Source organism: Bacteroides sp. 1001302B_160321_D4, assembly GCF_015667765.1.
GTDB lineage: Bacteria > Bacteroidota > Bacteroidia > Bacteroidales > Bacteroidaceae > Bacteroides > Bacteroides xylanisolvens.
In genome coordinates, this window is sequence record NZ_JADPLO010000001.1 from 173,151 (window position 1) to 191,586 (window position 18,436).

General features: G+C 43.1%; 8 protein-coding genes. All 8 read right to left on the reverse strand.

The genetic code is table 11. From position 1 onward, the window contains the following. Positions 1-25: 25 nt before the first annotated feature. The 8 genes from KFO40_RS00635 to KFO40_RS00670 all read right to left on the reverse strand — a co-directional run bounded on the left by KFO40_RS00635 (position 26) and on the right by KFO40_RS00670 (position 18,436). Entirely contained in the window at positions 26-1,798 is a 1,773-nt protein-coding gene (locus tag KFO40_RS00635; RefSeq protein ID WP_211145973.1) for a RagB/SusD family nutrient uptake outer membrane protein, read from the reverse strand. A gap of 27 nt (positions 1,799-1,825) precedes the next feature. Next, complete coding sequence (locus KFO40_RS00640; RefSeq protein ID WP_004310356.1) at positions 1,826-4,984, reverse strand: SusC/RagA family TonB-linked outer membrane protein; 3,159 nt, start codon at positions 4,982-4,984, stop codon at positions 1,826-1,828. Between the two features lie 159 nt (positions 4,985-5,143). Continuing rightward, on the reverse strand, positions 5,144-6,679 hold the full coding sequence (locus tag KFO40_RS00645) for a sulfatase-like hydrolase/transferase (RefSeq protein ID WP_004298359.1): 1,536 nt from the start codon (positions 6,677-6,679) through the stop codon (positions 5,144-5,146). A gap of 292 nt (positions 6,680-6,971) precedes the next feature. Beyond that, entirely contained in the window at positions 6,972-11,030 is a 4,059-nt protein-coding gene (locus KFO40_RS00650; RefSeq protein WP_128857392.1) for a two-component regulator propeller domain-containing protein, read from the reverse strand. A gap of 195 nt (positions 11,031-11,225) precedes the next feature. Continuing rightward, a complete protein-coding gene (locus KFO40_RS00655) occupies positions 11,226-12,521 on the reverse strand; it encodes an acetylxylan esterase (protein WP_004310359.1) in 1,296 nt (431 codons plus the stop codon). 5 nt (positions 12,522-12,526) lie between these two features. After that, complete coding sequence (locus tag KFO40_RS00660) at positions 12,527-13,597, reverse strand: endonuclease/exonuclease/phosphatase family protein (protein ID WP_004310360.1); 1,071 nt, start codon at positions 13,595-13,597, stop codon at positions 12,527-12,529. A gap of 22 nt (positions 13,598-13,619) precedes the next feature. Next, positions 13,620-15,392, reverse strand: coding sequence for a RagB/SusD family nutrient uptake outer membrane protein (locus KFO40_RS00665; protein ID WP_008776112.1), 1,773 nt, complete (start codon positions 15,390-15,392; stop codon positions 13,620-13,622). 11 nt (positions 15,393-15,403) lie between these two features. Next, on the reverse strand, positions 15,404-18,436 hold the full coding sequence (locus tag KFO40_RS00670) for a SusC/RagA family TonB-linked outer membrane protein (RefSeq protein WP_151936307.1): 3,033 nt from the start codon (positions 18,434-18,436) through the stop codon (positions 15,404-15,406).

Consider the following 18,436-nt stretch of genomic DNA (forward strand, 5'->3'; position numbering starts at 1 on the left):
TTTCTTTTTAAAGTTAATAAGCGATTTACCAACCCGGATTATTCGTTTTGATAGCACCGTTTGATCCTATTTCATTCGCAGGAATCGGGAAATAGTTGTAAGACTTCGGAATATTGAAGTAAGTATATACATTGATTCCGAACTTCCAGGATTCATCAGTTTGAGCTTTACTTACTTGTTCCTGCATCAGTTTGTAATAGTCTCCCCAGCGGATCAGATCGAAGCGTCGTGTATATTCGAAACAAAGTTCCATAGCCCGTTCATCTTTGATAGCCTCACGGAAATTGGTTTCATCCAGATTCTCTTGAAGTTTACTGATCCCGGCGCGCTCTCTTACTGCATTGATACATTCATAAGCCAGATCATTAGGACCATGGTTGACTTCATTTTCTGCCTCTGCAATCATTAGCAGAATGTCCGAGTAGCGGAGAAGAGGGAAGTTGATGGAAGTATCGTTTTTGCTCTTCTTGTCTGCTTCATATTCTCTACGATATTTGGCGGCAGCCCTGTTGCGGTTCTTATTGGCATCGTTCTTCGATTCACGATCACCGTAAGTAGAACCCGGCTCTGTTTTACCATAGCTGAAGGATTTATCCCAGTATTGTTGTTCCACTTCATCTCTTTTTCCCTTTACAAATTCACGACCGTCCACCGGAGTACCTTCTCCTGCTGACTGGGTGTAAGTGAATGGAGCAATATTCCAGTTGCAACGGTCAATGTCATCGTTTGCTTCATACAATTCCAGCAGTTTAGGAGTATTCCAGATAAAAGCGTATGCATAGCCCGGATCACCTTTACCAGTGATGGATGCTTTGGAAGAAAGGTCCTTACCCTGAATGCCGATAATATTACCGATTCTACCTTCTGCACGTACATCCGTCGAACGGTTACCTGCAAATTCTACTTCCCAAATACTTTCATTAGCCTTGGCACCATCCTTATTGAGAGCAGTGTTATACTTATCAGAACAAATGTCGATAAAGAAGTCCCAATATTTGGCAGTTAGTGAATGACCCTCATTCTTGACTAACTGTGCATAGTAACTTGCTTTTTTGAAATATTCTGTAATCTCGGCACTAGTCGTGTTGTTAGCCAAACCCACTTCCTTGTCACGTTTAGGTTCACCGGCCCGGAACATATATACACGCGCCAACATTCCCCAAGCAGCCGATTTGGAAACACGTCCCGGTAAATAGTTCAAATCTTGAGCAGATTTGAGATCCTCGGCAGAACCATACATCTCTTTGATGATAAAATCATAAATCGTCTGTTTGTCCGTACGTGGAATGGAGAGGTTATAGGCATCTTCTGTAGAAGTAGTCTTGAAAGGTACATCTCCCCAACATTCTACCAAAGTAAAATAATAGAATGCGCGTAAGAAACGGGCTTCGGCTTTGTACTGCTTGCGGGTATCGTCGTTCATATCGGGCACTGCATCAATATTTTCCAGGAAAATATTGGCTCTGTTGATGCCGGAGTATAATGTGTACCACAATGCTGCAACGGCCGGATCACTTGTGTTGGCATTGTTACAGATCAACCCACTTTTGTTAGGTCCGCGGTTGGCACCACCATAGTGTCCCAGATCGTCACCTCCTACAAGGTATAAGAACTCATTTCCGTAGAAGGAACTTTGTCCCAGAATGGCATAGGTTCCTGTCAGCCAAGAGGTAGCGTCCGCTTCATTTTTGAAGAAGTTTTCAGGAGTGGTGTATGTCGGGTCTTTCTCCAGGAAATCGCAGGAAGTCAGGTTAAGTCCGATAAGAAGTGATATGATGATTATTTTTATTGTTTTCATATACGTAATTGTTTGAAGGATGATTGATTAAAAACCTAAGTTTATACCAAAACTGATAGAGTAGGCTCTCGGATAAGCGGAGAAGTCCAGTCCTGGAGTCAGTGCGCCTTCACGGATAGATACTTCCGGGTCATAACCGGAATATCCTGTACATGTCCATAGATTTTGACCGGCAACGAATACACGTGCATTGTCTATCTTCCATTTCTTGGTCAGTTGTTTCGGCAGTGTATATCCTAAAGATACGGTTTTCAGACGAAGGAAAGAACCATCTTCGATAATGCGTGTAGAGAACACTTTGTTGGAACCGGAGTCGGTAGCTCTCGGAATATTACTTTCCGGGTTTTCCGGTGTCCAACGGTCTGCATAACTTGCGTACTGGTTCAAGTCACGTGTCTTATTGCTGTTCTCGAAGAACAGGCGGTTGGCATTCAATACATCGTTTCCATACGACCATTGGAAGAAGATGCTCAAGTCAAATCCTTTGTATTCGAAATTGTTGGTAAATCCACCCGTATGTTTCGGCATACCGTTACCGATCATAGTACGGTCGTTATCGTCGATGATACCGTCACCATTTAGGTCTGCGTATTTCGGCATACCCGGTTGTGTATTACTTTCGGAAGAGAAATACGGAACATTGCGTTTCAGTGTATATGTATCACCCACTTTGTCGAAATCTTCGTATTTGTATGTACCTTCGTAGATGAATCCGTACATCATTCCCATCGGATAACCCACTTTGGCAATGTAGCTGTATTGGGAGTTATAGTTCTGGTCAAATTTGGCTGCACTCAATAGAGAAGATTGGTTTTCGGCCAGTTCTAATACTTTGTTCTTGTTGAATGCAATATTAAAGTTAGTAGTCCATGAGAAATGACGGTTCTTGATATTGGTCGTGTTCAATGTGAACTCGATACCTTGATTGCGTACCTTTCCTACATTCTTCATGGCACTGAAATAACCGGAAGAGGTGGGGAGTGCAGTATTCAGCAACAGGTCACGAGTCGTTTTACGATACCAATCTACGGTTAATCCGATGCGTTCGTCCAGGAAGCCTAAGTCCAGCCCCAGGTTCCACTGTTCGGTAGTCTCCCATTTCAGTTTTCTGTTTCTTAAGGAAGTGGGCACTGTACCTACACTTGTCAGACTATTTTCGAACGGATATACGCCACTGGGGAGGCTACCGATCGAAATAAAGTCTCCGACTTTATCCTTCAATATCTGATATAAAGCATACGTATCATACTCGCCTACACGGTTGTTACCGGTCAATCCCCAGCTTGCTCTTAATTTACCTGAAGAAACAACAGACTTCAATGGTTTCATAAAATCTTCCTCCATGAATCCCCATGCCAATGAACCGGAAGGGAAGTAGCCGAAACGGTTATCACCACGGAACTTGGAAGAACCGTCGGAACGGAAAGAAACCGTTGCATAATACAATGATTTATAGTTATAGTTCAAACGTCCCAGGAAAGAAAGCATAGACCAGGAACTCTTTAATGATTTAGTCGTACTGGGAGTTCCTTCACTCATTCCCGCCATGCCGAGTGCTTCGTTCGGAATCTGTACCGTTTTGTATGAATAGTATTCATAGTCGGAATTCTGCAGGGTTACACCTACCATGCTATTGAAGAAATGCTTCCGTTTGATATTGGTCTGATAGGTCAGAATATTTTCATTCAACCATGTTGCACGTTGAGAATGGTAGATTTCTGCATTTACCTTATCGGATGATTTCGGATTACCATAACGGGTCTTCGAGTTGTTGAATGTTTCCCCTTTGCGAGTATCGAATGTGTAACCGCCTGAAACTTTCAACTTCAATCCTTTGATAAATTCATATTCTGCAAATCCGTTGAACTGAATGTAGTTCGCATACGTCTTGCGATATTCGTTTTTCAAGGACATGATAGGATTGAAACGATAGTCGTTGGTATTGTTTATCGCGTCGTCCATGATGTTATCCATCAACGAGTTTAATGGTCTGTCCGGTTCGGTCACAGGGCGATATCCCCATACACTATAGAACAGGTTATTCATACCACTGTATGAGTTCTGGGAAGGAGAACCACCGGTAGTTGTAGTACTGGAATAGTTGGTTGTCAGATAGATTTTCAGTTTCTTCTTTTGGATGGTAGTACCCATACGGCCTTGTACACGTTTGTAGTTTGATTCCAATAAGATACCGTCCTGGTCATAATAAGATAAAGAAGCATTGTAGCGAACTCCTTCCGAACCACCGGTCAGGCTGACATTGTGGCTTTGCATCCATGCGCTGCGGAAGATTTCGTCCTGCCAGTTATATTGCGGGATATTTCTATAATCTTCCAGTCCCCATTTCTTACCGTCATAATTCATGAAGTAGGTAGTTTCCATATCTTTGGGACTACGTTCTGCCTGTAGTTTGACGAATTCATAGGCATCCATCATCGGGATCGTTTTGGTGATATGCTGAATACCGAAACTTCCGTCGTATTTAATTTTAGGTTGGCCGATTGTTCCTTTCTTGGTTGTAATCATCACGACACCGTTGGCACCACGGGCACCGTAGATAGCGGTAGCAGAGGCATCCTTCAGGAAGTCGAGTGACTCGATATCGTTCTGATTAATGGCTGCGGCTATGGAGGGGTCTTCCACCGGGAAACCGTCAATGACATAAAGAGGAGAGTTGTCCTGTGTCAAAGAGTTGTTACCACGGATGACGATGTTCATCTGTCCGCCCGGCATACCTTCGCCCGAACTTACGTTGACACCGGCAATACGTCCGCCCAATGTCTCGCCGAAAGAAGCAGTCGGAGTGCTAAGCAGTTCCGCCATACTGGCTTTGGCAACAGAGCCAGTCAGATCCTTCTTGCGTATCTCCTGATAGCCGACTACTACCACTTCGTCCAATGTCTTTGTGTCTTCCTTTAATGTGATAACCATTGGCTTTTGAGTGTCCACCTTCATTTCTACTGTGACATAACCAATGAAAGAAATAACCAATATCGAATTTTTATTGGGCACGTTAAAAGCAAATTTACCGTCAAGGTCAGTGATTGTTCCTTGCGAAGTACCTTTTACCTGGACACTGGCTCCCGGCACTCCTTCTCCTAAGTTATCCTTCACTGTACCTTTAACAAGTACCTGTGCAAGTACAAAAGAAACAGAAAACAGGATCAGTCCGATGGAGGAGAGCATCCTTTTTCTAGTTTGAGTGGATAAATGTTTTTTCATATATTAAAAATTAAGTGATTTTATTGAATCTACGCTTGCAAAGATAGATGGATTGAATATTCTAATATGGATAGAATTATTCAAGATTGGTGCAAAATCATACAATTTTCCTGTTCTCATAAACTATTTTTCTTTTACGGATTCTAGTAATTCAGATAATTCTTTCACTATGTCGGGGTATTGTTTTGATACATTCGTTTTCTCCGATGGATCGGAGGATAAATCGTAAAGTTGAGGCTGTTTGTCGTTGCCTAACTCCATTTTCGTCCAATACTCGATAGCGGGGCCGTCGCTCGGTTCGATGTATTTCCATTGACCTTTTATGATGGCAAGTGTGTTATTGAGATTCTGTTGAACGACATACTCACGGTTTGTATTATTTTTGCCGAGGAGTACGTTCAGATGTTCTTGACTATCGGGAGCAGCTCCTTTACGTAAAGGTTGGTCCAAAAGGGAGGCGAGCGATGCATACACATCTATTTGAGAGAAAAGAGCTTGTTGCTTGTTCGGCTTTACTCGGGCAGGCCAGCGGACGATAAATGGAACGCGTGTCCCCGCTTCGTAAGCACTGTATTTCCCACCACGGTAGATCCCCATCGGAGTATGCCCGTTGAGAAGTTCGTAAGCTTGGTCTTGATAGCCGTCGTCGATAACAGGACCGTTATCGCTGGTAAAGATCAGGATGGTGTTGTCTGCGATGTGGAGGCTGTCCAGTGTGTGCATGATTTCACCGATGGTCCAGTCCAGTTGCAGGATGACGTCGCCACGAGTGCCGAGTCCGCTTTTGCCTGCGAAACGTGGGTGGGGGATGCGCGGTACATGTACGTCTTGCGTACCCATATATAAAAAGAAGGGTTCTTCCTGATGGGATGCAATGAAATTCTTAGCCTTATGGGTGATGATATCGGCTATGTCTTCATCTTTCCAAAGGGCGGATTTTCCTCCGGTCATCCAGCCGATACGGGGAATGCCGTTGATAATTGTATTGTTGTGTCCCTGACTGGGCTTTAAAGTGACGAGCTCCGGATTCTCTTCTCCCGTAGGCCAGTCGCCTACTTTGTGGTCGTAGCTTACGGTGATAGGATCATTGGGGTCAAGTCCTACGACATGTCCGTTTTCTACAAATACACAAGGTACACGGTCTACGGTAGCCGGAATAATAAATTCGTAGTCAAAACCAATGCTTTGTGCGTTAGGGGTAATCCGGTTGTTAAAGTCGGTTCCACCTTTCGGACCGAGTCCCAGATGCCATTTGCCTACTGCACCGGTTGCGTATCCTGCATCTTTCAGCATATCTGCCATGGTGATGCAGGTAGTGTCGATAATGAGTTCAGAGTTGCCGGGAGCGATTCCTGTGTTTTCCTGTCTCCAAGGATACATACCTGTCAGGAGTCCGAAACGGGAAGGGGTGCTGGTGGCAGAAGTTGCATAAGCATTGGTGAATTGTACTCCTTGTCCTGCCAACCGGTCGATGTTGGGAGTGCTCACTTTTGTTGCTCCATAACAACTTAAATCACCAATGCCGAGATCATCTGCAAATATATAAATAATGTTAGGCTTTTGGCTATTCTGCCCATTGTTCTTTTGGGGTGCATGATTGCATCCTGACAGCGTGACGATGCCGGACAATAGGGGAATTAGACGCGAAACGTTTTTCATAATGCTGAATGTTTTAGGAAATAATGTAATGAACACAAAGATAAGCGAATGGAACAAAAAGAATGAGTAGGAATGTACAAGTGAAGTACAAAATAGTACACTTAAGAAGTTACCTTCTTTATTCGGGCGAAGATGTCCGGACTAAAAAACCGTTTATATCATAAATTTAGGCACGGATTACACGGATTAACGCTGTTGTTTTCATACTCATCGTTTTTTAATCCGTGAAATCCGTGTGATCCGTGCCTAATAATATAAGATTATTTTGCAAGAGTGCTTGTATAGTTGCCTGCTAATCTGTTTCTTCTCCGTCCCCTTCTTCTTCGCTCTCTTCTCCTTTACGATAAGCCAGCGGACTGACGTGATAAATCTCCTTGAAACATTTACTGAAATAGCGGGAGGAGGAGAACCCAATCCGGTCAGAGATCTCCGTGATATTCAGCTCCGGGTTATTCCTTAACATGACAGCGCCTTTTTTGAGACGTATGCTTAGGATGAAATCATTCGGGGTCTGGCCTGTAACTGCTTTCAGTTTAGTGAATAGGTTCGTACGTGCCATACCCATTTCGCGGGCGAAGATATTAACGTTGAAATCCGTATTGTCCAGATGACGTTCGATAATGGCCATCGCGCGGTCGAGCATCTCCTTATCCATCGGGTTGGTAGCCAACATTTGGGCAAAAGCCTGTGGTTGTTTGCTGAACTTCTCTTGCAATAGCCGGCGGGAATTAACCAGGTTATTGCAGCGGGAAATCAGAAGATTGGTATTAAACGGTTTCGTGATATAATCATCCGCACCAATCTTCAAACCTTCGATATTGTGCTCTATAGCAGTACGTGCGGTTAATAATACCACCGGAATATGGCAAGTGTTAAAGTCCGTCTTGATCTGTTTGCAAAGTTCCGTACCCGACATGCGTGGCATTACGACATCACTTAAAATGATGCTCGGCATATCCTTCTGTATCATCTCTAATGCTTCTACTCCGTCGGAAGCCGTACTAACTTGATAGAATGTTTCGAAAATACCGACTAACATCTGCTTGATAGATTCATTGTCTTCCACTATCAGCATTTTGGCGTCTTCGATACGCTTGTTATCTTCTTCTTTCCATTCCGAATCAGGGATTATTTCTACTGAAGGAACAATAGTCTCTGTTTGCTGGATGGTTTCCGTATCATCTTTCGCTATTTGCTCTTCTGTGAAGTGTTCCTTGCCTAGTTTGAGGGTGATAATGAAACTGCTTCCTTTGCCCGGTTCGCTTTCTACCCGGATTGTGCCGTGATGAAGTTCCACAATACCTTTTGTCAGTGCCAGTCCGATGCCTGTACCGGCTCCGGTATTCAGCGAGTTGAGATGCTCGGTCTGATAGAAACGGTCGAATATCTTATCAATTTCGGCAGCGGCGATACCTGTACCGGTATCTTTTATTTCAATGATGACATGGTCTTTCTCCTGCGATACATTAATCGAAATCGTATCTTCGGCCTTGGTATGCTTCACTGCATTAGACAGCAGGTTGTTTATCACTTTCTGCATCTGCTTTTGGTCATACCATACTTCAATGTCATCCTTTTGTTTGTTGAACTTGAAGTTGATTTGTTTACTGCTGGCGTATTCGAGGAAGAGCAGATAATTCTCATACAGGAAGTTAACCAGATTGTGCTGGCTTACTTTGATCTTCATGTGACCCTGTTCCTGTTTACGGAAATCAAGTAGTTCCGTAATCAGTTCCCGTAATTGGAGACTGTTCTTGTAGATTCCCAACACTTTATTATATATATTAGGTGTAAATGTCTGCACCTGCAGCAAAGTTTCCACTTGTCCCACAATCAGCGTTAACGGTGTGCGGAATTCGTGCGAGATGTTAGTGAAGAAACGGAGTTTCGACTGGTTCAATGCTTCGAGGTCTTCAATATGCTTCTTCTCGTACTTCAAAGACTCACGGAGTTTGATGCGCGAATTATAGTTCTGAATAAGATACCATAACAGGCTGATAGTGACAATGGTATAAATCAGGTAAGCCCACCATGTCTCATACCATGAAGGGAGTACGATAATCAGCAATCTGGCCTCTTTTATTCCTTCCCTCTGTGATTTGATGACAAGGGTATATTTACCCGGATTCAGGTTTGTATAAGTAATCAGCGTTTGCTTCCGGTAAGTATGGTTCCATTCATCTGAGAAACCCTCCAGGCGATAGAGAATTTCATCTCTGTTGGCAGGGATGAAGTTGGAAGTGGCATATTCGATGCTAAACATCGATTGATTCGCTTTCAGACTGATTTCCGGAGTATGACAGATCGACTGTTCCAGGATACCGCTTTCATCTCCCGGGACTACTTCTTTTCCGTTGACAAGCAGGCGGGAAAGAATGATATTATATGATTTGGGAGTGAAATGTAATTTTTTCTCCCAGAAAGAAATCATTCCCTGAATACCGCCAAGGAATACTTCTCCGTCATGTGTCACAAATAGTGCGTTTTCATTGACGGCGGTCAACGGGAATCCGTTTTCCGTACCGTAATTATAGAATTTCTTGCTTGGATAGTCGAACTGTGAGAAGCCTTGATTGGTAATCAGCAATAAGTCGCCTTTCTGTATGGACGATTCGCATACTTCGTAGATGCAGTCGCTGGATAAACCATCTGTCTGTACATCGAAGTTTTCAAAGTCATCACTTGCCTTACGGTAACGGTCGAGACCGCTTCCGGAGGTGCAGAACCACAGATTACCGTTACTGTCCTGCATGATACTGTTGATGTTATTGTTGCTAAGACTGTTCGGATTAGCGGGATTGTGTGGATAATTAGTAAGTTTACCACTGTCGAACCGGTAAGAATAAACACCCTCGCCGGTAGCCGCAATCCACAATGTACCGTCTTTATCAATGCAAAGACTGGCTACCATGCCAATACCTCTTCCTTCTTTCGTCTCTTTGAAGAGTTGTTGGCAAGCACCTGTTGCCGGATTGAAAAGACAAACACCGTTTTGTGTGGCGACAACCAGCTTGTCTTTATAAGGTACAATGTCTCGGACGATATCCGAAGGTAGCGAGGTTGGATCTCCGGCTTTCATCCGGTAGACAGTGAAACGGTTGGTACGCAGGTCGAGTTTGTTCAATCCTCCCAAGTGTGTACCTATCCACATGATTTCATTAGTCCGGTCGTAGTAGATTGCTTTGACATTGTTATGGGAAATGCTATTTTTGCCCTCTTCGTGGCGATACCACCGATAGGTGTTGTTTTTCCGGTCGTACACATTCACGCCACCGCCTTCAGTACAGATCCATAAGTTTCCGTCTTTATCTTCAGTCATTCTGCCGACAATCGGGCTACTTAAACCTTCTTTTTCTGTATCTCCCGTCTTGTAGCGGGTATAGATTTCATATTCCGGATTGAAATAGTTGACACCTCCGAAATAAGTACCCAGCCAAATTGTTCCTTGTTCATCTTTGACGATGCACCAGATGGAGGAGTGGGTAAGTCCGTCTGGTTTGTTCGCGTTGGCAGTGTAAAGTTGGAATTTACCTGTGCTCTTTTCATAGCGATTTAACCCGTGAAAGGTTCCTATCCACAGATTTCCTGCATTATCTTCACAGCAACTCCTTACGAAGTCGGCGCAAATACTGTTTGGATTTTTGGGATCATGACGGAAGTTCTCGATGGTACCGTCTGTTTTTATCCGGTAGAGTCCTTCTTCCCAAGTACAGATCCATAATTCTTTAGACGAATCTTCGTAAATACTCGCAATATTACCTCTTGTGACAGGTTGGGAAATCTTTTTGTCTCCCGATAAACAGTAAAGTCCGTTACTGGTAGTTCCCATCCACAGATTTTTCTTTTCGTCCAGGTGGAGGCAGGAGAGGGTGATATCTTTTCCGGCAAGATGATAGTAGAGATCGAAGTTTCCGGTACTTTCATTATATACAAACACTTCTTCTCTTTTCCCGATATATAATTTCTCGTTGAAATAAATAGCATCCACATTGCCTTGCAGCAACGTTTTGAATCTTTGTGTGGTCAGATCGAACTCTGCTACCCCGTCCGTACAGAGCAGGTATACCTTCCCGTTTTTGTTTCCGGTGATACGCAGCACTGTATTGCTGAACAAACTGTTCGGATCGTTTTTATTAAGTTTGAAACTTTTGATATCGTTACCGTTATACCGGTTCAGTCCTTCACGCGTGCCAATCCATATAATCCCCCGTTCATCAATATAAAGGCTATTGACAGAAAATTGGGAGAGTCCGTCGTCCGTGGTCAAGTGGCTAAAAGTGATGTTTTGACCTTGTGTGCGGACTCCAGCTACGCTTAAAAATAGCAGAAATAAAAGAATTACTTTTCTCACTAATTTATTTTTTAAGGTGTTTACATCTATGCAAATATATTGTTTTTATTCGATTTCAGTGAATCTTATTAGAAGAAAGTAACTATAAAACACCGGAAGAGAATTCTATTTAACAGAATTACTCTTCCGGTTTCTAACCTAACTAACCTCTTGTTATAGTGTTTGTGCCTGTTTCGTTTTTATCAGTTCAGATTATTACCACACTACATACTGATTGAAAAAACGAGTACTTTCAGCAATCCATGAGTCCATGTTCTCATAAGCTGCAAAGTGTCCTGATGTAGGGTAACATATCCAGCGTTTAGGTGTACGGATGTGATTGTATGCTGCAAAATTTGTATGTGGTGGTGTAATGTTGTCCTGAAGTCCGAATCCCATTAATACTGGGCATTTGATCCATCCGGTCAGATTCTTCAAGTCAAAGTAAGTTAGTAATGAGAATATTTTATCTTTGTCAATATTCTGCCGGGCAGCTCCTTCGAATACCAAGTTGGCAGGCCAGTGAACCAAACGGAAATAATCGGGATAGTCTGACAGAAAGGGTACGATAGGCGCAGCTGCGGAAATACGATGGTCGAGTGACGCTGCTGCTAATGTGAGCGCTCCACCTTGCGAAATACCTGTAGCAAAAAGGTTTTGTCCGTCAAAGCATGGCTGAGCAAAAATAAAATCAATACTGCGGACTGTATCAGCAAAAGCACCTCTGTAATAGTAATGTTTGGGTGAATCCAGTCCGAAAGCAATCCACTCACCAAAGCGGTTATAAGGTTTGTTGAGGCCTTGTCCACGGGGTGGAATGACCAAGATACACCAACCGGGATAGTCGTCGGGACTGGGAATCCAGGTGACGGCATCATAACCTTGATAAACCACTACGGCCGGATGACTCTGACCATCTGTAGGGACTGCCCAATACCCCCGTAAGATTTCTCCTTCAAGCGAGCGCATTTCTACTTCGTAAACATCACGCTCTGGCTTCGAAGATTCAGGTAGACGTGTCATTTTATAGGCAGGGTGTACACGTTTAAGTTCGGTGATGGTTTTATTCCAAAATCTTTTTAAGTTAGGGGGACCATCCGGTTTGGATAAAATCTGTTCGGCTTCGTATCCAAAGAAGAAATGTTTCAGAGTGTCGGTGCCGGCAATGAAACAAACCTGGTAAAATCCGGGAGTGAGATTCGTGAGAGTGACTGATGCACGACTGCGAAAGCCTCCACCGGGAGCTATCGAATCTGTTCCGAAAGAGTAGGTTATAAAGGTAGACGATACAGCATTGCCGAAATCTGTTGCAATGTCCATGCGTATCCTATCCGAAAAACCTGACTGTGCAGATGTCAATTCCAGCATGAAGCGTACTGGATGTTCGTTATCGAACATCCAGTTTTGCTCAACAGGAATATTGAGATTTATGGTCTTCTGTGTATAACTTCTTATTGAGTATCCGGTCAGGAGTATAATGACGTATATCCACTTTTGCATCCTGTTAATCATTGTAATTACTCTTTGATATAAAACGTAATCAGCACTCCTTTATGATCGCTTGGCCACTGATTGTTTACGGGCGGAATGATTGGATCTTTGGTTTGTTCTTCTATTCTTTGTCCGCGTACAATAGAGCCTGTTGGACCTACTATCTGGGCACTTTTTATTTGTAGATTTTTATTTGGATAATAGTAAACGAAATCAATTCGTTCGCGTTCATCTGCCTCCGGTGCCCATGAGAGATTCTCTGGAATGACTGATTTATTGTCTGCTGGAAAAGTGAATCCTGGACATTTCACCGGATCGGGATGAATTACCCGGTAGGCATCTTTATATCCCCGTTGAACCAACAATTTGGAAGTTCCCCAATTGACGATACATCCGCGATGATCGAATAGATCTTTTGTATCGGCCTGCCAATCCAGATAAGAAGGCTCATTCAGATCTCCGGCAAAAAACACGAGTGCTCCTTGCTCTAGCTCTTTGGCAGCGTTGTTGATAAAAGCTTGGGCGGATTCTATACGGTCTGATTCTTCGCAGACAGCAAGTATCTTGTTTACATCAGTGATAGGAGCCGGAAGTTTATCCCAATTAACGCTACCGTCATTGTATCCCCGGGGATAGTAACAGGTGTAGTAACGATACTCTGAATGTGCCGGGTAAACGGCCACTCGTTTCCCATTGACATCCAGAATCGCTTTGAACATCCATTTGTTGATGCGTTCTGTCTCTTTGATCGGATATTTTGATATGACCGCTCTTCCGTCTATTCGTGCATCGTAATAGATGAGTCCCTTATCTTTAAGCCCTTGCATTAGTTTAGGCATCACGGGATCGTCTTGTGGACCTTTATATAATTCGCAAAATGTAGCAATGTCTGGCTGTAGGGTAGCAATCTGTTCTATCAGATATTCCGGAGCATGCTCCACCTTGGTACACTCCACCCATAAGTTGAGTTGAAGGAACTTAATCTCTGTTTTCTTTCCTGTTTCTTCTTCCGGTACAGATACTTCCGTATCGGTTTTAGAACATGCAGTGATAACAGGAAGTATGGCAATAATAATAGTTAATAACCACTTTTGCATAATCTGTATTTTTTAGATTTGATTACCAGCCCGGATTCTGACAGTTAGTTCCTGAAGCATTCTGTAACCGGATTGCTTCGTCACCCGGTATTGGATATAATAGGAATTTTTCACTATATGCTTTTCGGTTATTATCTACTACAAAACGGGAGTAACTTCCATCTGAGTTTGCTTTCATTCCGGTGATTACTTTATCTGTTTGATCCAGTATCTTCCAACGGCGTACATCAAAGAAGCGGTGTTCTTCAAAAGCAAGTTCTACGCGTCTTTCGTTCCTGATTCGCAGACGAAACTGATCACAGGATAATCCGTAAGGAATGCCTGGCATACCTACTCTGGAACGTACTGCATTGACTGCGTCTACCGCATCATTGGGTACAGTTCCGGTAGTGGATGCTTCATTAGCTGCCTCTGCATAATTCAAATATAATTCAGCCAGGCGGAACTCTTTGAAGTAGCCATCCAGATTGCCGGAACGTCCGGATTTATAATGCGAGAACTTACGTGTATAATAGCCGGTACAGGTGTAACGTGCATTACTGGGATCAAGTGCACAGTTTCCTCCTGTCTTGGTTGAGAGTAGTGCACCGGTTTCCAGGTTTAGTTTGGAACCATCATAATAAATAGAAGCTTTAAGACGCGGATCACGGTTCTCATACGGTTTGGCTTGATTGTAGAGACCTTGAACAGCCGAATTCAAGTTAGGCTGCAGATGATTGGCATCTAGATAAGGGCTCTCTAAATTGAGCAGAGGATAAGATTCTGTCATGTCACCGTTCACAACTTCATAGGCATCAAGTAGCTCTTGCGACGGACACGCACCGGCATCTGTCTGGCCGTCGGTAGTTGGCAGGCCAGCATAATTCCACATATACATTTGTCCAACTTCCATAATGGTTTCTTTGTCATTAACTACCGGCAAGTCAGTGCGCGAATAGAAATACACATCATAAGGAGAATAACCAGCTGTAGCATTCGGCTGTTTCTTATAAAGTTCATAATTGTTCGCCAGACAGTCATCCAGAGACTTTTTAGTAATTTCTGCGGCTTCTGTCCAAGTGATTGTTCCGTCATTGTACAGAGGACTGGCTGCATAGAGTGATATCTGTGAACGGATGGCTGCACAGATGGCTTTTGTCATAACGTGACGGTAATTCTCCTTATCTAAGGAACGCCATCCCCATTCTTCAACAGTGGGAATATCAATAGCAGCCTGACAATCAGCTAATATTTGGCGGGCACACTCGCCAAATGTACCTCTTTTAACCTTGGTATAATCGTAGTCGGGAGTTGTTATGATGGGAACACCTCCATAACGTTTCACCAATTGAAGATAATAGAAAGCGCGTAATGTAAGTACCTGTGCCTTGAAACTGTTACGTATATCTTCCGAGTAGACACTGGCAGTAGGGATATTGGCAAGAAAGATGTTGCAGGCACGAATCCCTTGATAATAATAATTGTAGTTTTCCGGATTTCCTTCGATGCCCTCCAGCGGATTGCTGAAGGGAGATAATTGTCCTTCATTCCATTTGCGGGTAACTCCGTTCTGTAGTTCCCAGGAATCTTTGGCTTCATCCGTACAACCAGCTAGCATGGTATAGTTATAGTTCATTCCGTAATTCAGAATCCATCCATAACATTGATTCATATAAGTATACGTTTTACGGTTCGTGGTAAACAAATCGCTGTAATCCGTACGGCCGTCCGGATGATCTTCGATTTCAGTACATCCTATGAATGAGGATAATATGAGCAAGGAGAATACTCCTGATATGATTTTATTTATTTTCATAACTTCAGTCTTTAGAAATTCAGGTTAAGTCCTATGTTAAATGTTCTGTAAATGGGGTATACAGAGTAGGAATATTGTTCCGGGTCCAGATTATCGAACTTGAGAGATGAGGTGGTCAACAAATTGGCTCCGCTGATATAGAATCTCATTTTCTCCAGTTTCAGCTTACTGCTCCAACGTTTAGGAAGTGTATAACCTAATACTACATTCTTCAATCTCATATAGTTATTTTTGGAATAGAAGAATTCATTCGATTGGAGACTTGAAGAGCTTCCTGTGGTCAAAGCCGGATAGCTGATTTTTTCATTTGCCGCATAGCGATCTGCTGTCCAGGCATTACGGTGCAGGTCTGTGTACACTCCTTGGTAAGCATTATCGAAGATACCGCATCCACTGTAATAGGCTGCTGTACCTGATACACCTTGTAACTGAACATACAAGTCAAAGTTTTTGTATTCCAGTTGAATAGAACCACCATAAGAAAGTGTAGGTAGTGTCTGGGCTTTGTCCATCGGTGCCTGGTCACGCTCATCTATATTTCCGTCGTTATTTAAGTCTTTGTAAATGAAATCACCTGGGCGCGGAGAAGCACCAGAGAATCGCAGACCGCTTTTATCTATTTCCTCCTGGCTATTATAGTAGCCGTTTCCGTTGGAATAGTCAATCAGATATCCGAACTGTTGTCCTGCAGAATAGCCGGTTTTACGATATGGATAGTAATATCCGCTGGCGGTACGGTTCAACTCTTTTATGTCAGTTACTTCATTTTTATTGTATCCCATATTCCCTCTGATAGTCATTCTTAATCCACATTTCAGATTCTTGATATAAGATAGTTCAAGATCAAATCCTTTGTTGTTCATCTTACCCAGATTTTCAAATGGCAGATTTTCACTGGCGATACCTTGTGCAGAAGATACACTGTTATTTTGGATAGCCATTTGGGTCTGTTTCACGTTCCAATAATCAAATGTGATACCTAGTGAGTTGAATAAGGTAACATCTATTCCGTAATTTTGCTGGAAAGATTCTTCATAATGGATATACGGATTACCTTGCATACCTTCTACAGTATGAAAGCCATAGTAGTTGCTTAGTAAGTAACCTGCATCTTTATAACGTACATCTGTAGCATACAGGAAACGGGTGTCAGATATCTGGTCATTGCCCAGCCAGCCGGCAGATGCGCGTATTTTGAGGAAGGACAACCAATCTGTGTCTTTCAGGAAACTTTCGTTGGATACCACCCAAGCGGCAGATACTGTCGGGAAGAATTTAAAACGGTTACCCGGTTTGAACTGTTCTGTGCCATCATAGGTAAAGTCTCCCTGTATATAGTACCGTGAATCATAGCCGTATTTCACATGTCCCATTAATGACAAACGATCGTATGGGAGATCACCGTTTTTCATCATATTCTCATTGAAATAGCTGACAAATGCATCTACTTCATGTTTGCCTCCAAAAATACGATTATAGTTGATGAACCCTTGGAAGTTGATAAAGTAGCGCATATTAGCGGTCTTACTTAAACTTAGAGGAAGAGTGGTGTGAGTACCGAAAAGTCCGCTGCCATTGGCTGCATAACGTGCGTAGTCAGTAGAACCATAGATTGTTCCGTGATAGTTTGCTTCATAACCTACTATTCCTTTTACGCTCAATCCTTTAGTCAGGAATCCCAGATCCAGATTCATTCCATAAGCGACGTTCAGATTGATACCTGTTTGATGGCTATATCCGGAGCGGTTGATAAGTCCGTAAGTAGGATATTCATTGTATTCTGCAGTAATCACTTTTCCGTCTTCGGTGATAGGTCCAGGTACGGTGGGGGCCATCTGATAGATCGAATTCATGATATCTCCTGTCCCGTTGTATCCTTGATTTATCCGGTCGATAGTGACATTTGTGTTAAGGAAACAGTTTAGATAACGATGCAGAGTGACGTCCACATTAGCTAAAATGTTGAAGCGATGCAATTTGAGTGCAGGATTATAATTATCATTCTTCTCTGCATCAATCAGGCTGTTTTGGTGAAGATAACCGGCATTAACAAGGTATTTAACCCGGTTGTTACCTCCGCTGATATTTACGTTGTAACGTTGCATACTGGCTGCATCATTCATGAAAGTGTCATACCAGTCGTGTCCCGGCATAGTTCCATCTGTAAACCCGGCTATTTCATATAAAGAATAGAGTGGAGTGCCACCGTCATTGAGTAAGGCCTGGTTACGCATTTGTGCGTATTCACCGGTACTTACTATTTTAGGACGCTGGGTAGCCTGTTGTATGGAGAAGTCCATGTTCACATTTACTTTAGTACGTCCTATTTCGCCTCTTTTTGTAGTAATAAGAATTACTCCGGAAGAAGCTCGCGGACCATATAATGCTTTAGCTGCGGCATCTTTCAGAATACTGACAGATTCTACAGTGTTGGCATCGAGTGTATTCATATCGAATAATGGAGCCGGAATTCCATCGAGTACAACCAAAGGTGAATTACCGTTTATGGAATTCAGACCACGTATATACATCGTTGTTGCATCATCGGCTGGTGTGCTGGTGGATTGGATAGAAGTCAATCCTGCCAAGCGTCCGGTCAGCGTAGCTGAAAATCCGCTATTAGGTGTTTTAACTAACTCTTCTCCCTGAACGGTAGAGATTGCTCCTGTATAACCTCCTTTTCTCTCTTTCTGCAGCATGGCTACTTCGAGAGATGTATCCTGACCGGCGATGTCTGATATCAGACAAAACTCTACCGGTTTATTCAGAGTGAATTTCATTGTCTGGTTCCGATATCCCGGAATCTTACAAATGACCATACTGGCTCCCGACGGAATCTCCATGATGAATTTTCCGTCTTTATCACTGCTTGTGGTGTATTCGGGATTGTCCGGGACAGAAATGATTGCGCCGTCTAAAGGTTCGTTGCTCTCATTCCGCACCACACCGGATATAACTTCTTGCACTTGTGCCCGGCATACTTCATTGCCTGTGAACAGGCATACGATGCACAAAAGTGTGATTATTCTGTTTTTCATATACAT

Coding starts and splice junctions, on each gene's coding strand:
- KFO40_RS00635 (WP_211145973.1), bottom strand. CDS start 1,798: ATGAAAACAATAAAAATAATCATCATATCACTTCTTATCGGACTTAAC.
- KFO40_RS00640 (WP_004310356.1), bottom strand. CDS start 4,984: ATGCTCTCCTCCATCGGACTGATCCTGTTTTCTGTTTCTTTTGTACTT.
- KFO40_RS00645 (WP_004298359.1), bottom strand. CDS start 6,679: ATGAAAAACGTTTCGCGTCTAATTCCCCTATTGTCCGGCATCGTCACG.
- KFO40_RS00655 (WP_004310359.1), bottom strand. CDS start 12,521: ATGATTAACAGGATGCAAAAGTGGATATACGTCATTATACTCCTGACC.
- KFO40_RS00660 (WP_004310360.1), bottom strand. CDS start 13,597: ATGCAAAAGTGGTTATTAACTATTATTATTGCCATACTTCCTGTTATC.
- KFO40_RS00665 (WP_008776112.1), bottom strand. CDS start 15,392: ATGAAAATAAATAAAATCATATCAGGAGTATTCTCCTTGCTCATATTA.
- KFO40_RS00670 (WP_151936307.1), bottom strand. CDS start 18,436: ATGTATATGAAAAACAGAATAATCACACTTTTGTGCATCGTATGCCTG.